Consider the following 14,446-nt stretch of genomic DNA (forward strand, 5'->3'; position numbering starts at 1 on the left):
ATATCAACATACTCGCGGTTATTAGCTTAACCTTGAAGTTGTTTTTCTTTGATTTCAGCCATGGTCTTACAGTCGATACACAAATCAGCTGTAGGACGTGCTTCTAAGCGACGGATACCAATTTCAATACCACAAGAATCGCAGAAGCCGAAATCGTCTTCTTCAATGCGCTTAAGCGTTTTTTCAATTTTCTTTATTAGCTTACGCTCACGGTCACGTGTACGTAACTCAAGGCTGAACTCTTCTTCTTGAGCTGCACGGTCTACAGGATCAGGGAAGTTTGCTGCTTCATCCTTCATGTGCGTTACCGTACGGTCAACCTCTTCACGAAGTTGATTGCGCCACGCTTTAAGCAATAGACGAAAATGCTCAAGTTGGGGCTCGCCCATATACTCTTCGTCAGCTTTTGGCTCGTACGGCTGCAAACCTGCCAGCGCTAATAGTCCTAGGGATTTTGTTTCTTTTCCTGTTGGCATCTGCCACATCTCCTACACTACGACATCCATCTTGTCCTGATTGGACCGATATCTATATCAGACTCGACAGCTTCAGGCAATCGATCGTGTCTATGTAATTATTATGCTGGTGTGTTGTTTCTAACATTTGCCAGATGTTTAATCATTTATACGACTGGCTACCAGCAAACGCATTAGTGCGTTCTACCACTAAAACAAGGCGCAAATATGAAGACGAAATGAAAAAAATCAACCTATTTTTTATAAAATCACAGGGAGTGATTGATTTAATAGGATTTTTTGTTCATCAATTATACAGCCTGCGGCAAGTACAGTTACGCCTGCATTAGCGGCAATCTGTACGCTTTCGGCATAAGTTGGATCAATATGCTTGGCAACTTGAACACTTTCAATAGCGGTATGTTGCACGCAGAATAACAAGCTGGTCTTTATACCGCCTTGTGCTAGGCGAGCCAGTTCCAAGCAGTGTTTTGCACCTCGCTGGGTTACCGCATCGGGAAAGTAGCCTTTATTATTTTCCGCTAAAGTGACGGATTTTACTTCCATGTATTCTGTAAGTTCTTGACGCTGCGCGTTTTCCCTTGTTAACGCGAAGTCGAATCGGCTGTTGGCAGTTGGCGGTGTTACTTCTGCTTTCCAACCGCCGATATCGGAAAATTCACCTAGCACCTTGTTATCTAGTGCTTCTGCCACCAACTTATTAGCATTGTGTGTGTTAATGCCGATGAAGTGACCATCAAACGTTTGGGCTAGTTCCCATGTATACTTAAGCTTTCGCTTTGGGTTTGTCGACTCACTTAAGAAAACCGTGTACCCCGGTTCAGCGCAGCCGGTCATTGCACCTGTATTTGGACAATGAGCAGTAACGATTGAACCGTCGTCTAGCTCGACGTCGGCAAGAAACCGCTTGTACCTTTTAATCAAGGTGCCACGTAGTAACGAAGGTGAAAACTTCATGTATCGCCTTTTTTATGAAAATTAGGTTCACCGCGTAGACGCTCCCTGCCAGTACTCGTGTGCTATGGCATAGGGTTTATAGGGAACGCACAACATGTTCGCGGTATGCAGGAAAAAGAGAGTAACAAAGATTTGAGCAAGCGCAAAAAGCGCTTATCGAAAATATAACGATGTATAAGGAATAAAATGCGATGGCAGAATTTACCGTAAGCCTTTCAACCAATAGTGCTGAAGCTGTATGGGGCGAAAGCGCTAAGCTTTCTTTCACTGAATCAGGCGCAGTTATTCACCTGCCAGATGACAAGCTTAACGAGCGATTAATTCAGCAAGCAGCGAGAAAGTTAGATGGTCTAGGGTTGCCTGCCGTTGCGCTTAAGGGTAGTTGGCATAAAGAGCAACAGTGGGCTTTTGCACTTAGCTTTACACGTGCACTTAAGCCTGCCTCTATCCAATGGGCGGATACGGCTGACAAAGCCGCCTTAGAGCAGGAGTATGCGGCATTATTATTTACCCGACAGCTGGTAAACGAAACGCCTGAAGACCTTAGCCCTGAAACCCTAGCGACACGTGCTGCGCAGTGGCTTAAATCGCTGGGTGGAGACAAAGTCTCTTATTCAATGACAGTAGGTGAAGACCTTAAAGAACAAGGCTGGATAGGTATTTATAACGTAGGTCGTGGTAGTGAACGCCCGCCTGCAATGCTGGTCCTTGATTACAATCCTACAGGCAACGCAGATGCTCCCGTCGATGCCGTGCTAGTAGGGAAAGGTATCACGTTCGACAGCGGCGGTTACAGCATTAAATCTAGCGAAGGCATGCTAGACATGAAATGTGACATGGGTGGCGCAGCGACTGTTACAGGTGCATTAGGGCTATCTATTTCTCAAGGCAGCGAAAAGCGTATTCAGCTTATTTTGTGCTGTGCAGAAAACCTAATTAGCGGTCACGCTTATAAGTTGGGTGATGTACTTACCTACAAAAATGGGGTAACCGTTGAAGTTGTTAATACCGATGCTGAAGGACGTTTAGTATTGGCTGATGGTTTGATGGCCGCCACGGAAACTGGCGCACCGCTTATTATCGATGCAGCAACGTTAACCGGTGCAGCAGTGGTTGCCTTGGGCTCTGATTATCATGGCGTATTCTCGCTGGATGATAATGCGCGTGATCAAATGCTTAAAGCCGCAAAAGCAGAAAATGAACGCTTTTGGCCATTACCCCTTGAAGGCTTTCACGCAGACCGTTGCCCTTCAGCGTTTGCTGATACGGCAAATAGCCGACCGATGAAAGGTGGTGGTGGCGGTGGTGCGTCAAACGCTGCGGGCTTCTTATCGCGCTTTGTTAAGCCTGAAGGCTGGGTGCATTTAGATTTGGCTGCGGCCTATCACGGTGGTGCAACCGCTGAAATGCCGGTAGGTGCTACAGCAAAAGGCATTCGTTCAATTGCCAGAATGCTGAAAGATTTCACTGCATAAATAAAAAAACAGGGGGGCTTCACAGGGTGTCGCCCCTTTTCGTTAACTAGATCCCGCCCAAGCGTTCAGCTAGTTTCTTATAACGTTCAACGTCACCGCTATCAAAAAGTGGGTTACCGTCGGTATCTTTGTCTTTTGATACTAAAAGGCTTTCGCGCTCTAGACGCTCTACGCGTACTTCTTGCACACCCAGAAATGCCGCCACTTCTTTTACCGTCATCAAACTCATTACAATTTTTCCTATTGTGGTTGTTTTTGTTAGGTTTTAACCAGGCCTCTACTTTGGTCAAGGCTGTGTGATCTTGTCATTACATCAGAAGCGCTTTGTACAAGACATTACCTAAAAGGCGAACAAAAAAATAAACATCCAGCTATGTTGAGCGTGCCTTTCTACGCATTGCATAAACCAAAGGCTAGATAAGGTCATCGTTGCTCCGCCTGTTACATACTGCTTCCTATTGTTTTAGTTAAGCCCATTTTTGTTATTTTTCGAGTCTTTTTTACCGATTCTTTTAATGTTCGCCAATGATAGGCACGTGCTTTTTATTTAAAAAATCGGCGTTAGATAGATATAAAGTGCAGCAGTCGGGTGTTAAAAGGTGTTTTTTACTCACTCTGCTTGGTTTACCATTGCGCGCCATAACCACCTATCTGCATGAATCTTGAGTTATACTTTACGATTCACGCTATAAATTGGGCTTACGCTCTCAACCGGAGACAATAAAAAAATGGATACCTGGTCCGCTGCCGTTATGCTTTTTTTGATCATGGATCCGCTCGGTAATCTGCCGGTTTTTATGTCGGTACTTAAATCCATTGAACCTAAAAGACGTCAATTTATTCTTATACGAGAACTATTGTTTGCGCTTGGTATTTTATTCTTATTTCTGTTCAGCGGTCAGTCGGTACTCAATTTTTTAAATGTAGAGCAAGAAACTGTAAGTATTGCCGGTGGCATTATTCTATTTCTTATCGCGCTTAAGATGATATTTCCGTCGTCTGGCAACCCAAGTGGTCTTGCTGTGGGTGAAGAGCCTTTCTTGGTGCCTCTTGCTATTCCTATGATCGCAGGTCCATCGACGTTAGCTGCGTTAATTCTACTTGCTAATCAAGCACCGGATAGAATGGTGGATTGGTCACTAGCGCTTGCTGCTTCTTGGTCGATTAGCGCTGTCATCTTATTATTTTCAAACGTATTTCATAAAATTTTAGGGGAACGTGGCCTAGTTGCGATGGAGCGATTAATGGGTATGATCCTCGTTATGATCGCTATCCAAATGTTGTTAGATGGCGTTACCAAATATTTCATGCATGCCACTGGAGCCCTTTAAATGGCAAAGCAAAAACTTAATACCTTTGGGCGTGTTCGCGCCTTGGAAGGCTGGAAAGCCGTTGCATTCGGCGCTGCGTTACTTGAACGTATGTTGCCTAACTACACGCTGTTTTGTGAGCTTACAGAAAGTGGTGATGCGAATGCCTTACGCAACTGCTTAAACTTGGTCTGGGAGACACTTAAGTCTCCTAAAAGTAAATTTAATATTGCGGTACAGCTTGAAAAAGTAGAAGTTGCCACCCCGGATACCAGCGAACACGATAACTATGGCGTGTACCCTGCTATTGATGCAGCCATCGGATTAGCTGGCCTACTTAATCTAATAGCAGGTGACGATCCCCAAGGCGCTGTGGTAATCAGCAAACTATCTCAAGGTAGCGTTGAAGCTTATTTATTAGAAAGCGAAGAAGCTGATGATGAGACCGTGAAAGGTCATCCACTTATGGAATTTGAAGTAGAGGTACAAAACGAACTGCTCGATTACGTTGAGCAGGCTAAGTATCCTGCAAAGGCAGCAGACGAAATGAAAGCCCTCGCGCTGGAAGCGGGTATCTCAAACATAGGCCTTGAACTTTAAAGTAGCTAGGCCGTGCACTCTAGGTAAGTTCACGGCTTTGCGCTACGCTAAGCGTACGTTCTATTAGCTCACTTCTATTAACATGTAGCGCAGTGCGCTGGTGTGTTTTTCCTTAATAACTTGCCAGTGGGTAGGTAACGTTGGTGTTGTGAGCGTACTCTCATGCTCTAAGTAAACTACGCTGCCGCTTTGCACTAGGTTATTTTCTGCAAGCGATATAAGCGAAGGTGCTACTAAATCTTTGCCGAACGGCGGATCAACGAATACTACATCGTAGGGTGATCCGTTGAGCCCCTTCAAGATGTTTAGCGCATTACCTTTATGGACATTGGCTGAACTTACTTTAAGTAAAGAAAGGTTACTTTCTAGCTGCGAAGCAGCCTGATTATCTAATTCAATAAAATCGCAATGCGCTGCATAGCGCGATAATGCTTCTAAGCCCAGTCCACCTGAGCCCGCAAATACATCTAGACAGCGTGCGTCGTTAACATAAGGCATTAGCCAGTTAAATAAGGTCTCTTTATTCCTGTCGGTAGTGGGCCTTAACCCTTCTGCGTTCAATACAGGTAGCTTTCTACCGCGCCATTGACCACCAATAATACGTATTTGACCCGTGCTATTTGCACGTTGGGCTCTTCCATTTTTTGGTGAATGAGGTTTTTTTGCAGAAGATGGTGCCCGAGTAGGGCGAGAAACTCGCTTCATAGTGGCTGACAATGGTATCATGCGTTCATACATTAGGCGGCAAGTGTAGCCGAAATTGCTAAGAATTTATAAGGATTTGTCCTAACGATGTCGAAACTTTTTGGCTGGTTCAGTAAGAACAAAAAAGCAGAGAAACAAAAAGCCCAAGCGGAAGAAGAAGCTCGCTTAAAGGCAGAGGCTGAAGCACAGGCTAAAGCCCAAGCGGAAGAAGAAGCTCGCTTAAAGGCAGAAGCCGAAGCGCAGACGAAAGCGCAAGCGGAAGAAGAGGCTCGCGCAAAGGCAGAAGCCGAAGCGCAGGCGAAAGCGCAAGCGGAAGAAGAGGCTCGCGCAAAGGCAGAAGCCGAAGCACAGGCGAAAGCGCAAGCGGAAGAAGAGGCTCGCGCAAAGGCAGAAGCCGAAGCACAGGCGAAAGCCCAAGCTGAAGAAGAGGCTCGCGTAAAGGCGGAAGCTGAAGCACAGGCGAAAGTCCAAGCGGAAGAAGAGGCTCGCGTAAAGGCGGAAGCTGAAGCACAGGCGAAAGTCCAAGCGGAAGAAGAGGCTCGCGCGAAAGCAGAAGCCGAAGCACAGGCGAAAGCGCAAGCGGAAGAAGAGGCTCGCGTAAAGGCGGAAGCTGAAGCACAGGCGAAAGTCCAAGCGGAAGAAGAGGCTCGCGCGAAAGCAGAAGCCGAAGCACAGGCTAAAGCCCAAGCGGAAGAAGAGGCGCGCACAAAGGCAGAAGCTGAAGCACAGGCTAAAGCCCAAGCGGAAGAAGAGGCTCGCCTACAGGCAGAAGCTGAAGCACAGGCCAAAGCCCAAGCGGAAGAAGAGGCGCGCGCAAAGGCAGAAGCTGAAGCACAGGCCAAAGCCCAAGCGGAAGAAGAGGCTCGCGTAAAGGCAGAAGCCGAAGCACAGGCTAAAGCGCAAGCGGAAGAAAAGCCAAAAGAGAAAAAGTCGCTATTCGCACGCTTAAAAGCAAGCCTATCTCGCACAAAAGAGAATTTGGGCAGCGGCATCGTTAGCCTATTTAAAGGCAAAACCATTGACGATGAGCTGTACGAGGATCTTGAAACACAGCTTTTAGTGGCCGACGTGGGCATGGATACCACTCAGAAAATTATTGACCACTTGACTGATAGTGCGTCTCGTAAAGATCTTAAAGACGCGGAAGCCTTGCTGGAGATCATGAAGCAGCAAATGTCGGGCATGTTGTCTCAAGTGAATCAGCCTCTTTCTGAAGTCATGAAAGCGCACGATTCAAGTGAAGGCCCGTTTGTTATCCTAATGGTTGGCGTAAATGGTGTAGGTAAAACCACCACTATTGGTAAGTTGGCTAAGCAGTTCCAGCAAGAAGGTAAGAAAGTGATGCTTGCTGCGGGTGATACCTTCAGAGCGGCGGCGGTTGAACAGCTTCAAGTATGGGGCGAACGCAATGACATTCCCGTTATCGCACAGCACACAGGCGCGGACAGTGCCTCGGTACTTTACGATGCGCTAGAAGCGGCCAAATCGCGGGGCACAGATATTCTTATTGCTGACACCGCAGGGCGTTTGCAAAACAAGAACAACTTGATGGAAGAGCTTAAGAAAGTGGTTCGTGTAATGAAAAAGATTAACCCGAACGCGCCTCACGAAGTCATGCTTACATTAGACGCTGGAACTGGGCAAAACGCTATTAGCCAAGCTAAGTTATTTAACGAAGCCGTAGGCTTAACGGGTATTACCCTTACCAAATTAGACGGTACGGCAAAAGGCGGTGTTATATTCTCTATTGCCGATAAGTTTAAAATTCCTATAAGGTATATAGGTGTTGGCGAAAGTATCGATGATTTACGCCAGTTCGACGGACAAGAATTTATTGATGCGTTGTTTAGCGAAATGGACACACCTGAAAGCTAAAACCAGCAAAGCGGTAGGGAAAAATAATGATAAAGTTTGAGCAGGTAAGCAAAACCTATCCGGGCGGACAACGTGCGCTTAGTAAGGTTAATTTTCATATTGCCCCGGGTGAAATGGCCTTTTTAACAGGGCACTCGGGTGCAGGAAAAAGTACGCTACTTAAACTTATCAGCCTAATGGAGCGCCCTACAGTAGGGCGCGTTCTTATTAATGGCCACGACCTTAACGCTATTACCCGTCGAGATATTGCATATATACGCCGCGATATCGGCATGATCTTCCAAAGTCACCAGCTGTTAATGGATAAATCGGTTTTTGACAACGTGGCGTTACCTCTTGTCATTGAAGGGTACACCCATAAAGAAATTCGCAAGCGTGTAGAAGCCGCCCTTGAAATGGTGGGGCTTAGAGACAAAGCCCGTTGCTTACCCATTACGTTATCTGGTGGTGAGCAACAACGGGTGGGTATTGCGCGAGCAGTGGTAAATAAACCTCCCTTACTGCTAGCCGATGAGCCAACCGGTAACCTCGACCCCAAACTTTCAATGGAAATTATCCGCTTGTTCGAAGATTTTAACCAAGCGGGAGTATCGGTGCTTATAGCAACTCACGACTTAGGGTTAATCGCTCGTATGCGCTATCGTACGCTCACTCTTAAAAACGGACAAATGATTACTGATGGTTTAACCGACGATATAGATGGTGCGAGCTCAGGTAATGGCGAAGGAGAGTGGTCGTGAGCATTTTATTTAAAGGACGCGCCCAAGGCGCATCTTCAGCAAAAGTAGGCATGGTACAAACTATTATCATGTTCTTTGTTAGCCATGTGAGACAAGCCTTGTCTAGCCTTGGTGAGCTTTGGCGGCAGCCCCTAGCCTCGTTAATGACAATTGGCGTACTGGGTTTGAGTATAACGTTGCCAAGTACGCTTTATATCATGGTAAAAAACACAGAGAAAATTACCGCGGGCTGGGACCAGGCATCAGAAATTTCTCTTTTTCTCAAGCCTAATATCAATGCTGCAAGCTCACAACAGCTGGTCGCAAGACTGAATACTTGGTCTGAAATAGACAGTGTGGTTTACATTCCTGCCGATGATGCGCTCAAGGAATTTCAGCACTTATCTGGATTAGGCGATGCCATCGCGTATCTGGAGAAAAACCCACTTCCGGATGTTGTATTAGTTACCCCTAATGAAAAGCATGCTTCACCCACTGCAGCTAAAGCGCTGCTAGACAAGCTGCGCCAGCAGCGCGAGGTAGACATCGGAAAGCTCGATATTGAGTGGTTAGAGCGCTTGTACGCAATTATTGATATCGCAAGAGACTTAGTTACTTTAATTGGGTTGCTCTTGTTTATTGCTGTAGTGCTTATTATTGGTAACACTATCCGACTGAATATACTCAACAAATACGACGAAATTGTAGTAATGAAGCTGGTGGGTGCTACCGATGCGTTTATTCACCGTCCTTTTTTATACACAGGTTTTTGGTATGGCTTACTAGGCGGATTAATGGCGTGGTTTGCCGTAATTATTATTTTGTGGTGGATGGATAGCAGCATAACCACATTTGCTGCTATGTATCAGAAAGATTTTAATATTACTGGGCTGACTGGTTCAGCATTGCTAACCATGCTAGGGCTTTCAGTACTATTAGGCTTGCTCGGGTCCCTAATATCAGTGCAACGTCACGTAAAAGAGATTGAGCCTAAATAATTAAGCAGTAGCGCGCGGGTAGTGTGCAGAAATTGCACTGCGTACACCGTTGCCCCACGTAATAGCTTGGTTGTACAGCATGTGTAATTGCTTTTGGTCAATGTTCAGCAACTTTGCTTGCTTGATTACGTTCATCCAAAGTGCACTCTCGAAGGCGCGCACTAACGTCATGTAGTTGTTCATTTCCAGGTTTTTGCCCAACAAGGCATCGTTCACCTCTTCAGACAGCGGAAGCTGTTTCACAATGTCTGTCATAGACTGGTCGAGTAAACCTTCAAGTAACGAAAATAGCCCAACTAAGAAAGATATGGGCGGGTTATTCTTAATGCCCCTGCGCTCGGCCAGTAAATCAAAAAACTTGGCGCGTACAAGCGACATATGAATGATTTCTAGGGGCTTTTCATCGCCTAAATTAGTCAGGCTTAATAACGCGATAAATTTCTTAATTTCAACTTCACCCATGTAATTCAGGGCATGCTTCAACGATGTAATTTTGTAACGCTTATTGATGGTTGGGTTATTAATAAACTTTAGCAATAAGAAACTAAGCGTGGCGTCGCGTTCAATAATTTGGGTAATGCGCTCAACATCAAAGCTAGTACTTGAGCTCTCTCCCATCAAATCTACGATATTCATTTTAGAGGCTGGAAGCTGCTTAAGTATGCGCGCTTCAGGCTGTGAAAAGAAATAGCCTTGGAAGAAATCAAAGCCTAAGTCTACACAAGTAGAGAAGTTATCTTGGGTATCGACCTGCTCAGCAACAAGTTTCACGTTAGCATCATGATAGCGGGGGATGTGCTTTTCGATGGTTTCAAAGCGAGTTTTAGTGACATCTACTTTTACTATGTCGATAAGAGGGAAGACATCATGGGTTGCGCCTACCATCATAGGGTCGTCGATGGCGAGCTTAAAGCCAAGCTGTTTGATGTGTTGGCACGCTTCATACAGACCGTTAGTGTTATCGGTAGGGTTGGCAAGTTCAACAACGACCGACTCTGGATTGAGCGAAGTTGGAAAGCGCGAAATTATGGTATCAGATGAGAAAGTGATAAAGGATGTTTTCTCGCCGCTTATATCGTCAAGCCCAAGTGGATGAAAATGTTCAGAAATATACTTAGCTTTTTGGTCGCTATGTTCTGGGTATGCGCCTGATTTACCATCCCTGAACAAGAGTTCATAGGCAAATACGTTTTTGCTTTTGTCTAAAATAGGCTGGCGAGCTATGAACGCAAACATAAACTAATCCTGAGGCAACATGGTTTGACGAGGTTTTTATTGGTATCAAATGGGCTTAGAAAAAATTAAGCCCACACCCTAGTCTATGATATGTAGGTATAATCTAACAACAAATCAATGATTATTTTAAAAACCTATTCTTTTATTGAGCTCGTTAGTCATCTTTCAATGCTGAGTTATGAATGTGTTTTGCCCACTTTATTGCTTCATTGTAGTAGCTGTGTAATAGGCTTTGTTTCATTTCATATTTTGCCGCAAATTGTTTAACACCAGCCCATTTAGCTCGCTCAAAATATTGTACAAGCGTCAAGCAGTTACGCAGCATACCGGGAGTACCGCAAAGCGCGTCCTTAACATCATCACTGATTGGTACCTTGCTTACCAAATCATCAATACGTTGCTCCATCATGGCGTCAAGCAAAGACAATAGCCCAGTAAGGAAGCCTTTCAGTGGATTGTCAGACGTCTCAAGTTGGGTAAACACTAACTCACAAAATTTCGCACGAACCAGCGCCATCTGCATCAATTCGGTGGGTTGACCATCGCTTAAATTGGCAAGAGCAAGTAAAGATATAAATTTCTTCACTTCTACTTCACCCATAAAGGTTAGCGCGTGCTTAAGTGACGTTATCTTATGGCGCTTATTTACCATCGGGTTATTGATAAAGCGCAGCAGCAGGTAGGTAAGCGATGGATCTCTTTCAATAATCTTATTCACATCATCGAAATTAAGCTTAGGTTGGCTGCTTAAGGTGAGCAGCTCCATCATAGTTAAGCTGCTTGGCCCCAACTTCCTATGCCTAACAATTTCTGGCTTAGCTAGGAAATAGCCTTGGAAGTAATCAAAGCCCATGTCTTTGAATTTATGAAATTCTTCATAGGTTTCAATCTTTTCAGCTACAAGCTTAATGTTGTTTGATTTAAAACGCGCTACCAGGCCGGGTATCTTATCGTGAGAAATTTCGGTGATATCAATTTTTACCACACTGGTAAATGGAATGAAGGCTTCCCATTTACCTTTCATGTCGTAATCATCTAGGGCAATTGGGTAACCCAATCCTCGAATATGTTTACACGCCGCAACTAATGCGTCATCCACCTCTACGGTTTCGACGATTTCAATTACAACTTTGTCAGCATCTAACGACGTGGGAAAGCGAAACATTAGCGTATCTCGATGAAAATTGATGAACGCTTTTTTGTCTCCGGTAATTTCTTCAATGCCCAAGCTTAAGTGAGTAGAGGTGAGAATTTTCGAGGTGGCCTCATCGGGGGGGATATCCGGAAAGCAATTTTCCTCGCCCACGCGAAAAAGCAGTTCGTAAGCGTAAACCTCTCGATTTACATCAAATATGGGTTGTCTAGCGACGTAAGCAAACATCGAGTTCCTCTTTGCTTTACTTGCCTTACTCCTTCCTTAAGTATTTCCCTTCCAGTTTTTTATTATTGTTGTCTGGAAAATGCCATGCAGCGGTCGTAGTGCAAAATCGATTAATACAATCTAATATTTTCAATTTCCGAACAGAAAAGCAAGGTTTAAAATACTAATATCACAAGGGTATGGCCGTACTGTGAAAGTTTGAAAAGCGTTAAGGGGGCTGATTGTTAATATTTAGGTTCGCGCCGATGTAGGTAGCGCACAAACGTTAGAATTCATACCAGTGAGATTAGCTTTTAACTCTTGCTATGTAATTAAAGTATAATAGTGGTGTGGTTAAATGACCAACCCAACTACCACTAAGTGCAGGCCAGTCATTGAACGGGTGTGGCGTTAGCGGAGTATGAAGTCAAAAGAGCTAGCGCTCCTATGGAATGGCGAGAGGTTTTGACCGAGAGAGAGCTAAATGGATAGTTTTTTCTTAAGTTGAACTTTTTTTCTTATTTTAGGTCTTGATATTGTAGAAATAGTCACTATACCTACATATTGGTTAGACTTCATATCTTAATTAGGTCTCGCGCAGCTTCAGTTACTTTGCTAATATGAAGCGGCAATAAATGAGGTGAACAATGAGCAACAATTTGCAATCTATGGCCCTGTCAGTGCCACACAGCGGTAGCATTGAAGGCTACATCCAAGCTGTAAGCAGCATTGATATGCTTAGCGCTGAGGAAGAGCGCGAGTTGGCAGTGCGCCTTCGCGAAGACGAAGACTTACAAGCCGCTCGTAAGCTAGTAATGTCACACCTTCGTTTTGTAGTGCACATTGCAAAATCTTACTCAGGCTATGGCTTACCACAAGCCGACTTAATTCAAGAAGGTAACATTGGTCTGATGAAAGCCGTCAAACGTTTCGACCCTACAGTGGGCGTACGTTTGGTTTCTTTCGCGGTACATTGGATCAAAGCAGAAATTCACGAGTTTGTACTTAAAAACTGGAGAATAGTTAAAGTTGCGACAACTAAAGCGCAGCGTAAACTGTTTTTTAACCTTCGTAAGGCGAAAAAGCGTCTTGGTTGGTTTACCCATGCTGAAGTGCAAACGGTGGCGGACGAATTGGGCGTGAGTACAAAAGAGGTGCTTCAGATGGAAGCGCGTATGAGTTCTCAAGACCAAGCGTTCGACTTAACTGCGGATGAAGATGAAACAGGCAATTTCGCACCAGTCCAATATTTAGAAGATAAATCTTCAGATGTTGAAACTGACGTGATTAACAATGACTGGGATACAGCAGCGAGCAAGCGTTTGTATTCAGCAATTAAAACGCTAGATGAGCGTAGCCAAGACATTATCGAAACCCGTTGGTTAGCAGACAACAAGATTACGCTGCAAGATTTAGCTGATAAGTATCAGGTATCTGCAGAACGTGTTCGTCAAATCGAAAAGAACGCGATGAAAAAACTTCAAGCTGCTATGGTCGCGTAGTACACGCAAAACATAGCTTATACAAAAGCTTAACGTTGAAAAAAGCGCCTTAAAGGCGCTTTTTTTATGTGTAGTGACCCATCCTAAATAGCGTTGACACTTTTCAAACTTAATTTGGAGAGTACCTCTCAATTCACAGTTGAAGCTGTCATGTATGTATCGATATGTTGGGAATTACATGTAAGCAACTAGGCGTTAAACCCTAATGCTACTCTTCTTCGTTTTTTGAAGGGGGAAGAACGTAGAAGACACCCTCAAATTCCGCTACCGGTGTATCGCCGTCTAAAATAGCCACGCTCAATTCAAAACGTGCTTTGTTGTCGCTTTCAAGGGGCTTGAACTTACCCGATAGGGTTTCAATATTACAGATGGCCCTTGGCTTCATAGTGATAGGTTTATGGTAGTGGATATCACCATCGCCCAATACAATATCACCGTCTAAACCACGCTCTTTAAGCTGCAAGTAAATCATACCCCAGCCGGTCAGTGTAGCTAAAGAAAAAATACTGCCCGCAAACATGGTGCCGTGAATATTAATATTTTTATTCAGTGAGGCGCGGGTTTCCAGAGTACGCCCAGTATACTGGTATAGTTTTATACCCATGTGCTCAGTAATAGGTATGGTCTCTGACCATGTTTCCTGCAGCGATTTACACCATTTAGGGTGTAGTATTAAGGAATTGTTTTCGGTGAATTTCTTAACCATTTGCTGGCGTTTAAGCATGCCTAGTTCATTAGGGGCTTCACGCTCAATCTCAAAACCGCAGGCACTAAAAAAGTCGATAGATATTTCGCGGCTATTTGTCACTGCGCGCTCAGCACCCAAGTCTTTGGCAACGTTTTCCAGCGCTGCCATTATCATCTGACCTAAGCCTTTACGTTGATGGTCTTGGTGTACTGCGATATGTCGAATTTGTGCTTCCTCAGCAGTGTTCAAATGAACACGGCCACAGGCTACAATTTCGTTCTTACGGTTGGTAATAATCCGATGCTCGGCGACCTGTTCATATTCGTCTTTTTCAGAGCCAGGAGGGAAATTCCATGGTTGGCGCAAGTGCTCCCATCGAAAATGAAAATAGGCTTCAAATTCGGCGTCGCTTTTAGGCGTAACTACCTTGTACACAATAAACCGACCTTCTTAAATGAATGAAGGAGTATTTAAACGTAAGAACCCATGAGGTACAAGTTTAATTATGTAAGCAGACTAGGAATGCCGAAGAAGTACACAGTCAC

At 44.6% G+C, this 14,446-nt stretch carries 14 protein-coding genes; 7 read left to right on the forward strand and 7 right to left on the reverse strand.

The features are described 5' to 3' along the window. Nucleotides 1–26 precede the first annotated feature (26 nt). The gene (gene dksA, locus ACXACS_RS03835) at nucleotides 27–476 is read right to left on the reverse strand and encodes an RNA polymerase-binding protein DksA (RefSeq protein WP_012519849.1); all 450 of its coding nucleotides are present in this window, start codon (nucleotides 474–476) and stop codon (nucleotides 27–29) included. Between the two features lie 240 nt (nucleotides 477–716). Continuing rightward, a complete protein-coding gene (sfsA, locus tag ACXACS_RS03840; protein ID WP_269918532.1) occupies nucleotides 717–1,433 on the reverse strand; it encodes a DNA/RNA nuclease SfsA in 717 nt (238 codons plus the stop codon). Nucleotides 1,434–1,624: 191 nt separating this feature from the next. Here sfsA and pepB point away from each other — a divergent pair, with 191 nt between their 5' ends. Next, on the forward strand, nucleotides 1,625–2,908 hold the full coding sequence (pepB, locus tag ACXACS_RS03845; protein WP_474804281.1) for an aminopeptidase PepB: 1,284 nt from the start codon (nucleotides 1,625–1,627) through the stop codon (nucleotides 2,906–2,908). A 46-nt stretch (nucleotides 2,909–2,954) separates the two neighbouring features. Here pepB and ACXACS_RS03850 read toward each other — a convergent pair whose 3' ends face one another. Beyond that, nucleotides 2,955–3,137 carry a helix-turn-helix domain-containing protein gene (locus ACXACS_RS03850; RefSeq protein WP_118491748.1) on the reverse strand — a complete coding sequence of 61 codons (183 nt, stop codon included), beginning with the start codon at nucleotides 3,135–3,137 and terminating at the stop codon, nucleotides 2,955–2,957. Between the two features lie 499 nt (nucleotides 3,138–3,636). Between ACXACS_RS03850 and ACXACS_RS03855 the strand changes: the two genes are divergently transcribed. Continuing rightward, nucleotides 3,637–4,239: a YhgN family NAAT transporter gene (locus ACXACS_RS03855; protein ID WP_118491750.1), complete on the forward strand. Its 603-nt coding sequence runs from the start codon at nucleotides 3,637–3,639 to the stop codon at nucleotides 4,237–4,239. Next, nucleotides 4,240–4,818: a YjaG family protein gene (locus ACXACS_RS03860; RefSeq protein ID WP_118491752.1), complete on the forward strand. Its 579-nt coding sequence runs from the start codon at nucleotides 4,240–4,242 to the stop codon at nucleotides 4,816–4,818. A gap of 63 nt (nucleotides 4,819–4,881) precedes the next feature. Here ACXACS_RS03860 and rsmD read toward each other — a convergent pair whose 3' ends face one another. Next, on the reverse strand, nucleotides 4,882–5,544 hold the full coding sequence (gene rsmD / locus ACXACS_RS03865; protein WP_474804286.1) for a 16S rRNA (guanine(966)-N(2))-methyltransferase RsmD: 663 nt from the start codon (nucleotides 5,542–5,544) through the stop codon (nucleotides 4,882–4,884). Nucleotides 5,545–5,610: 66 nt separating this feature from the next. Here rsmD and ftsY point away from each other — a divergent pair, with 66 nt between their 5' ends. Genes ftsY through ftsX form a run of 3 tightly spaced genes read left to right on the forward strand, consistent with a single transcriptional unit; the run spans nucleotide 5,611 to nucleotide 9,115 of the window. Further along, complete coding sequence (gene ftsY, locus ACXACS_RS03870) at nucleotides 5,611–7,398, forward strand: signal recognition particle-docking protein FtsY (RefSeq protein ID WP_474804289.1); 1,788 nt, start codon at nucleotides 5,611–5,613, stop codon at nucleotides 7,396–7,398. Between the two features lie 26 nt (nucleotides 7,399–7,424). Then, nucleotides 7,425–8,138, forward strand: coding sequence for a cell division ATP-binding protein FtsE (ftsE, locus tag ACXACS_RS03875; protein WP_474804292.1), 714 nt, complete (start codon nucleotides 7,425–7,427; stop codon nucleotides 8,136–8,138). After that, nucleotides 8,135–9,115 carry a permease-like cell division protein FtsX gene (gene ftsX, locus ACXACS_RS03880; RefSeq protein WP_474804295.1) on the forward strand — a complete coding sequence of 327 codons (981 nt, stop codon included), beginning with the start codon at nucleotides 8,135–8,137 and terminating at the stop codon, nucleotides 9,113–9,115. Before ftsE ends, ftsX begins: the two co-directional genes overlap by 4 nt. On the opposite strand, the gene ACXACS_RS03885 is transcribed toward ftsX, so the two are convergent. Both ACXACS_RS03885 and ACXACS_RS03890 read right to left on the reverse strand, forming a co-directional pair. After that, complete coding sequence (locus tag ACXACS_RS03885) at nucleotides 9,116–10,351, reverse strand: EAL and HDOD domain-containing protein (RefSeq protein ID WP_474804298.1); 1,236 nt, start codon at nucleotides 10,349–10,351, stop codon at nucleotides 9,116–9,118. 154 nt (nucleotides 10,352–10,505) lie between these two features. Further along, nucleotides 10,506–11,732: an EAL and HDOD domain-containing protein gene (locus ACXACS_RS03890; protein WP_474804300.1), complete on the reverse strand. Its 1,227-nt coding sequence runs from the start codon at nucleotides 11,730–11,732 to the stop codon at nucleotides 10,506–10,508. A gap of 626 nt (nucleotides 11,733–12,358) precedes the next feature. On the opposite strand from ACXACS_RS03890, the gene rpoH reads away from it, so the two are divergent. After that, nucleotides 12,359–13,213 (forward strand): RNA polymerase sigma factor RpoH, encoded by an 855-nt coding sequence (rpoH, locus tag ACXACS_RS03895; RefSeq protein ID WP_179984771.1) that lies wholly within the window; start codon nucleotides 12,359–12,361, stop codon nucleotides 13,211–13,213. A 208-nt stretch (nucleotides 13,214–13,421) separates the two neighbouring features. Here the strand turns inward: rpoH and ACXACS_RS03900 are convergent, their stop codons facing one another. After that, entirely contained in the window at nucleotides 13,422–14,336 is a 915-nt protein-coding gene (locus tag ACXACS_RS03900) for a bifunctional GNAT family N-acetyltransferase/hotdog fold thioesterase (protein WP_474804303.1), read from the reverse strand. Between the last annotated feature and the right edge of the window lie 110 nt (nucleotides 14,337–14,446).

The sequence above is a fragment of the Alteromonas sp. AWM4_230 genome, assembly GCF_056158305.1.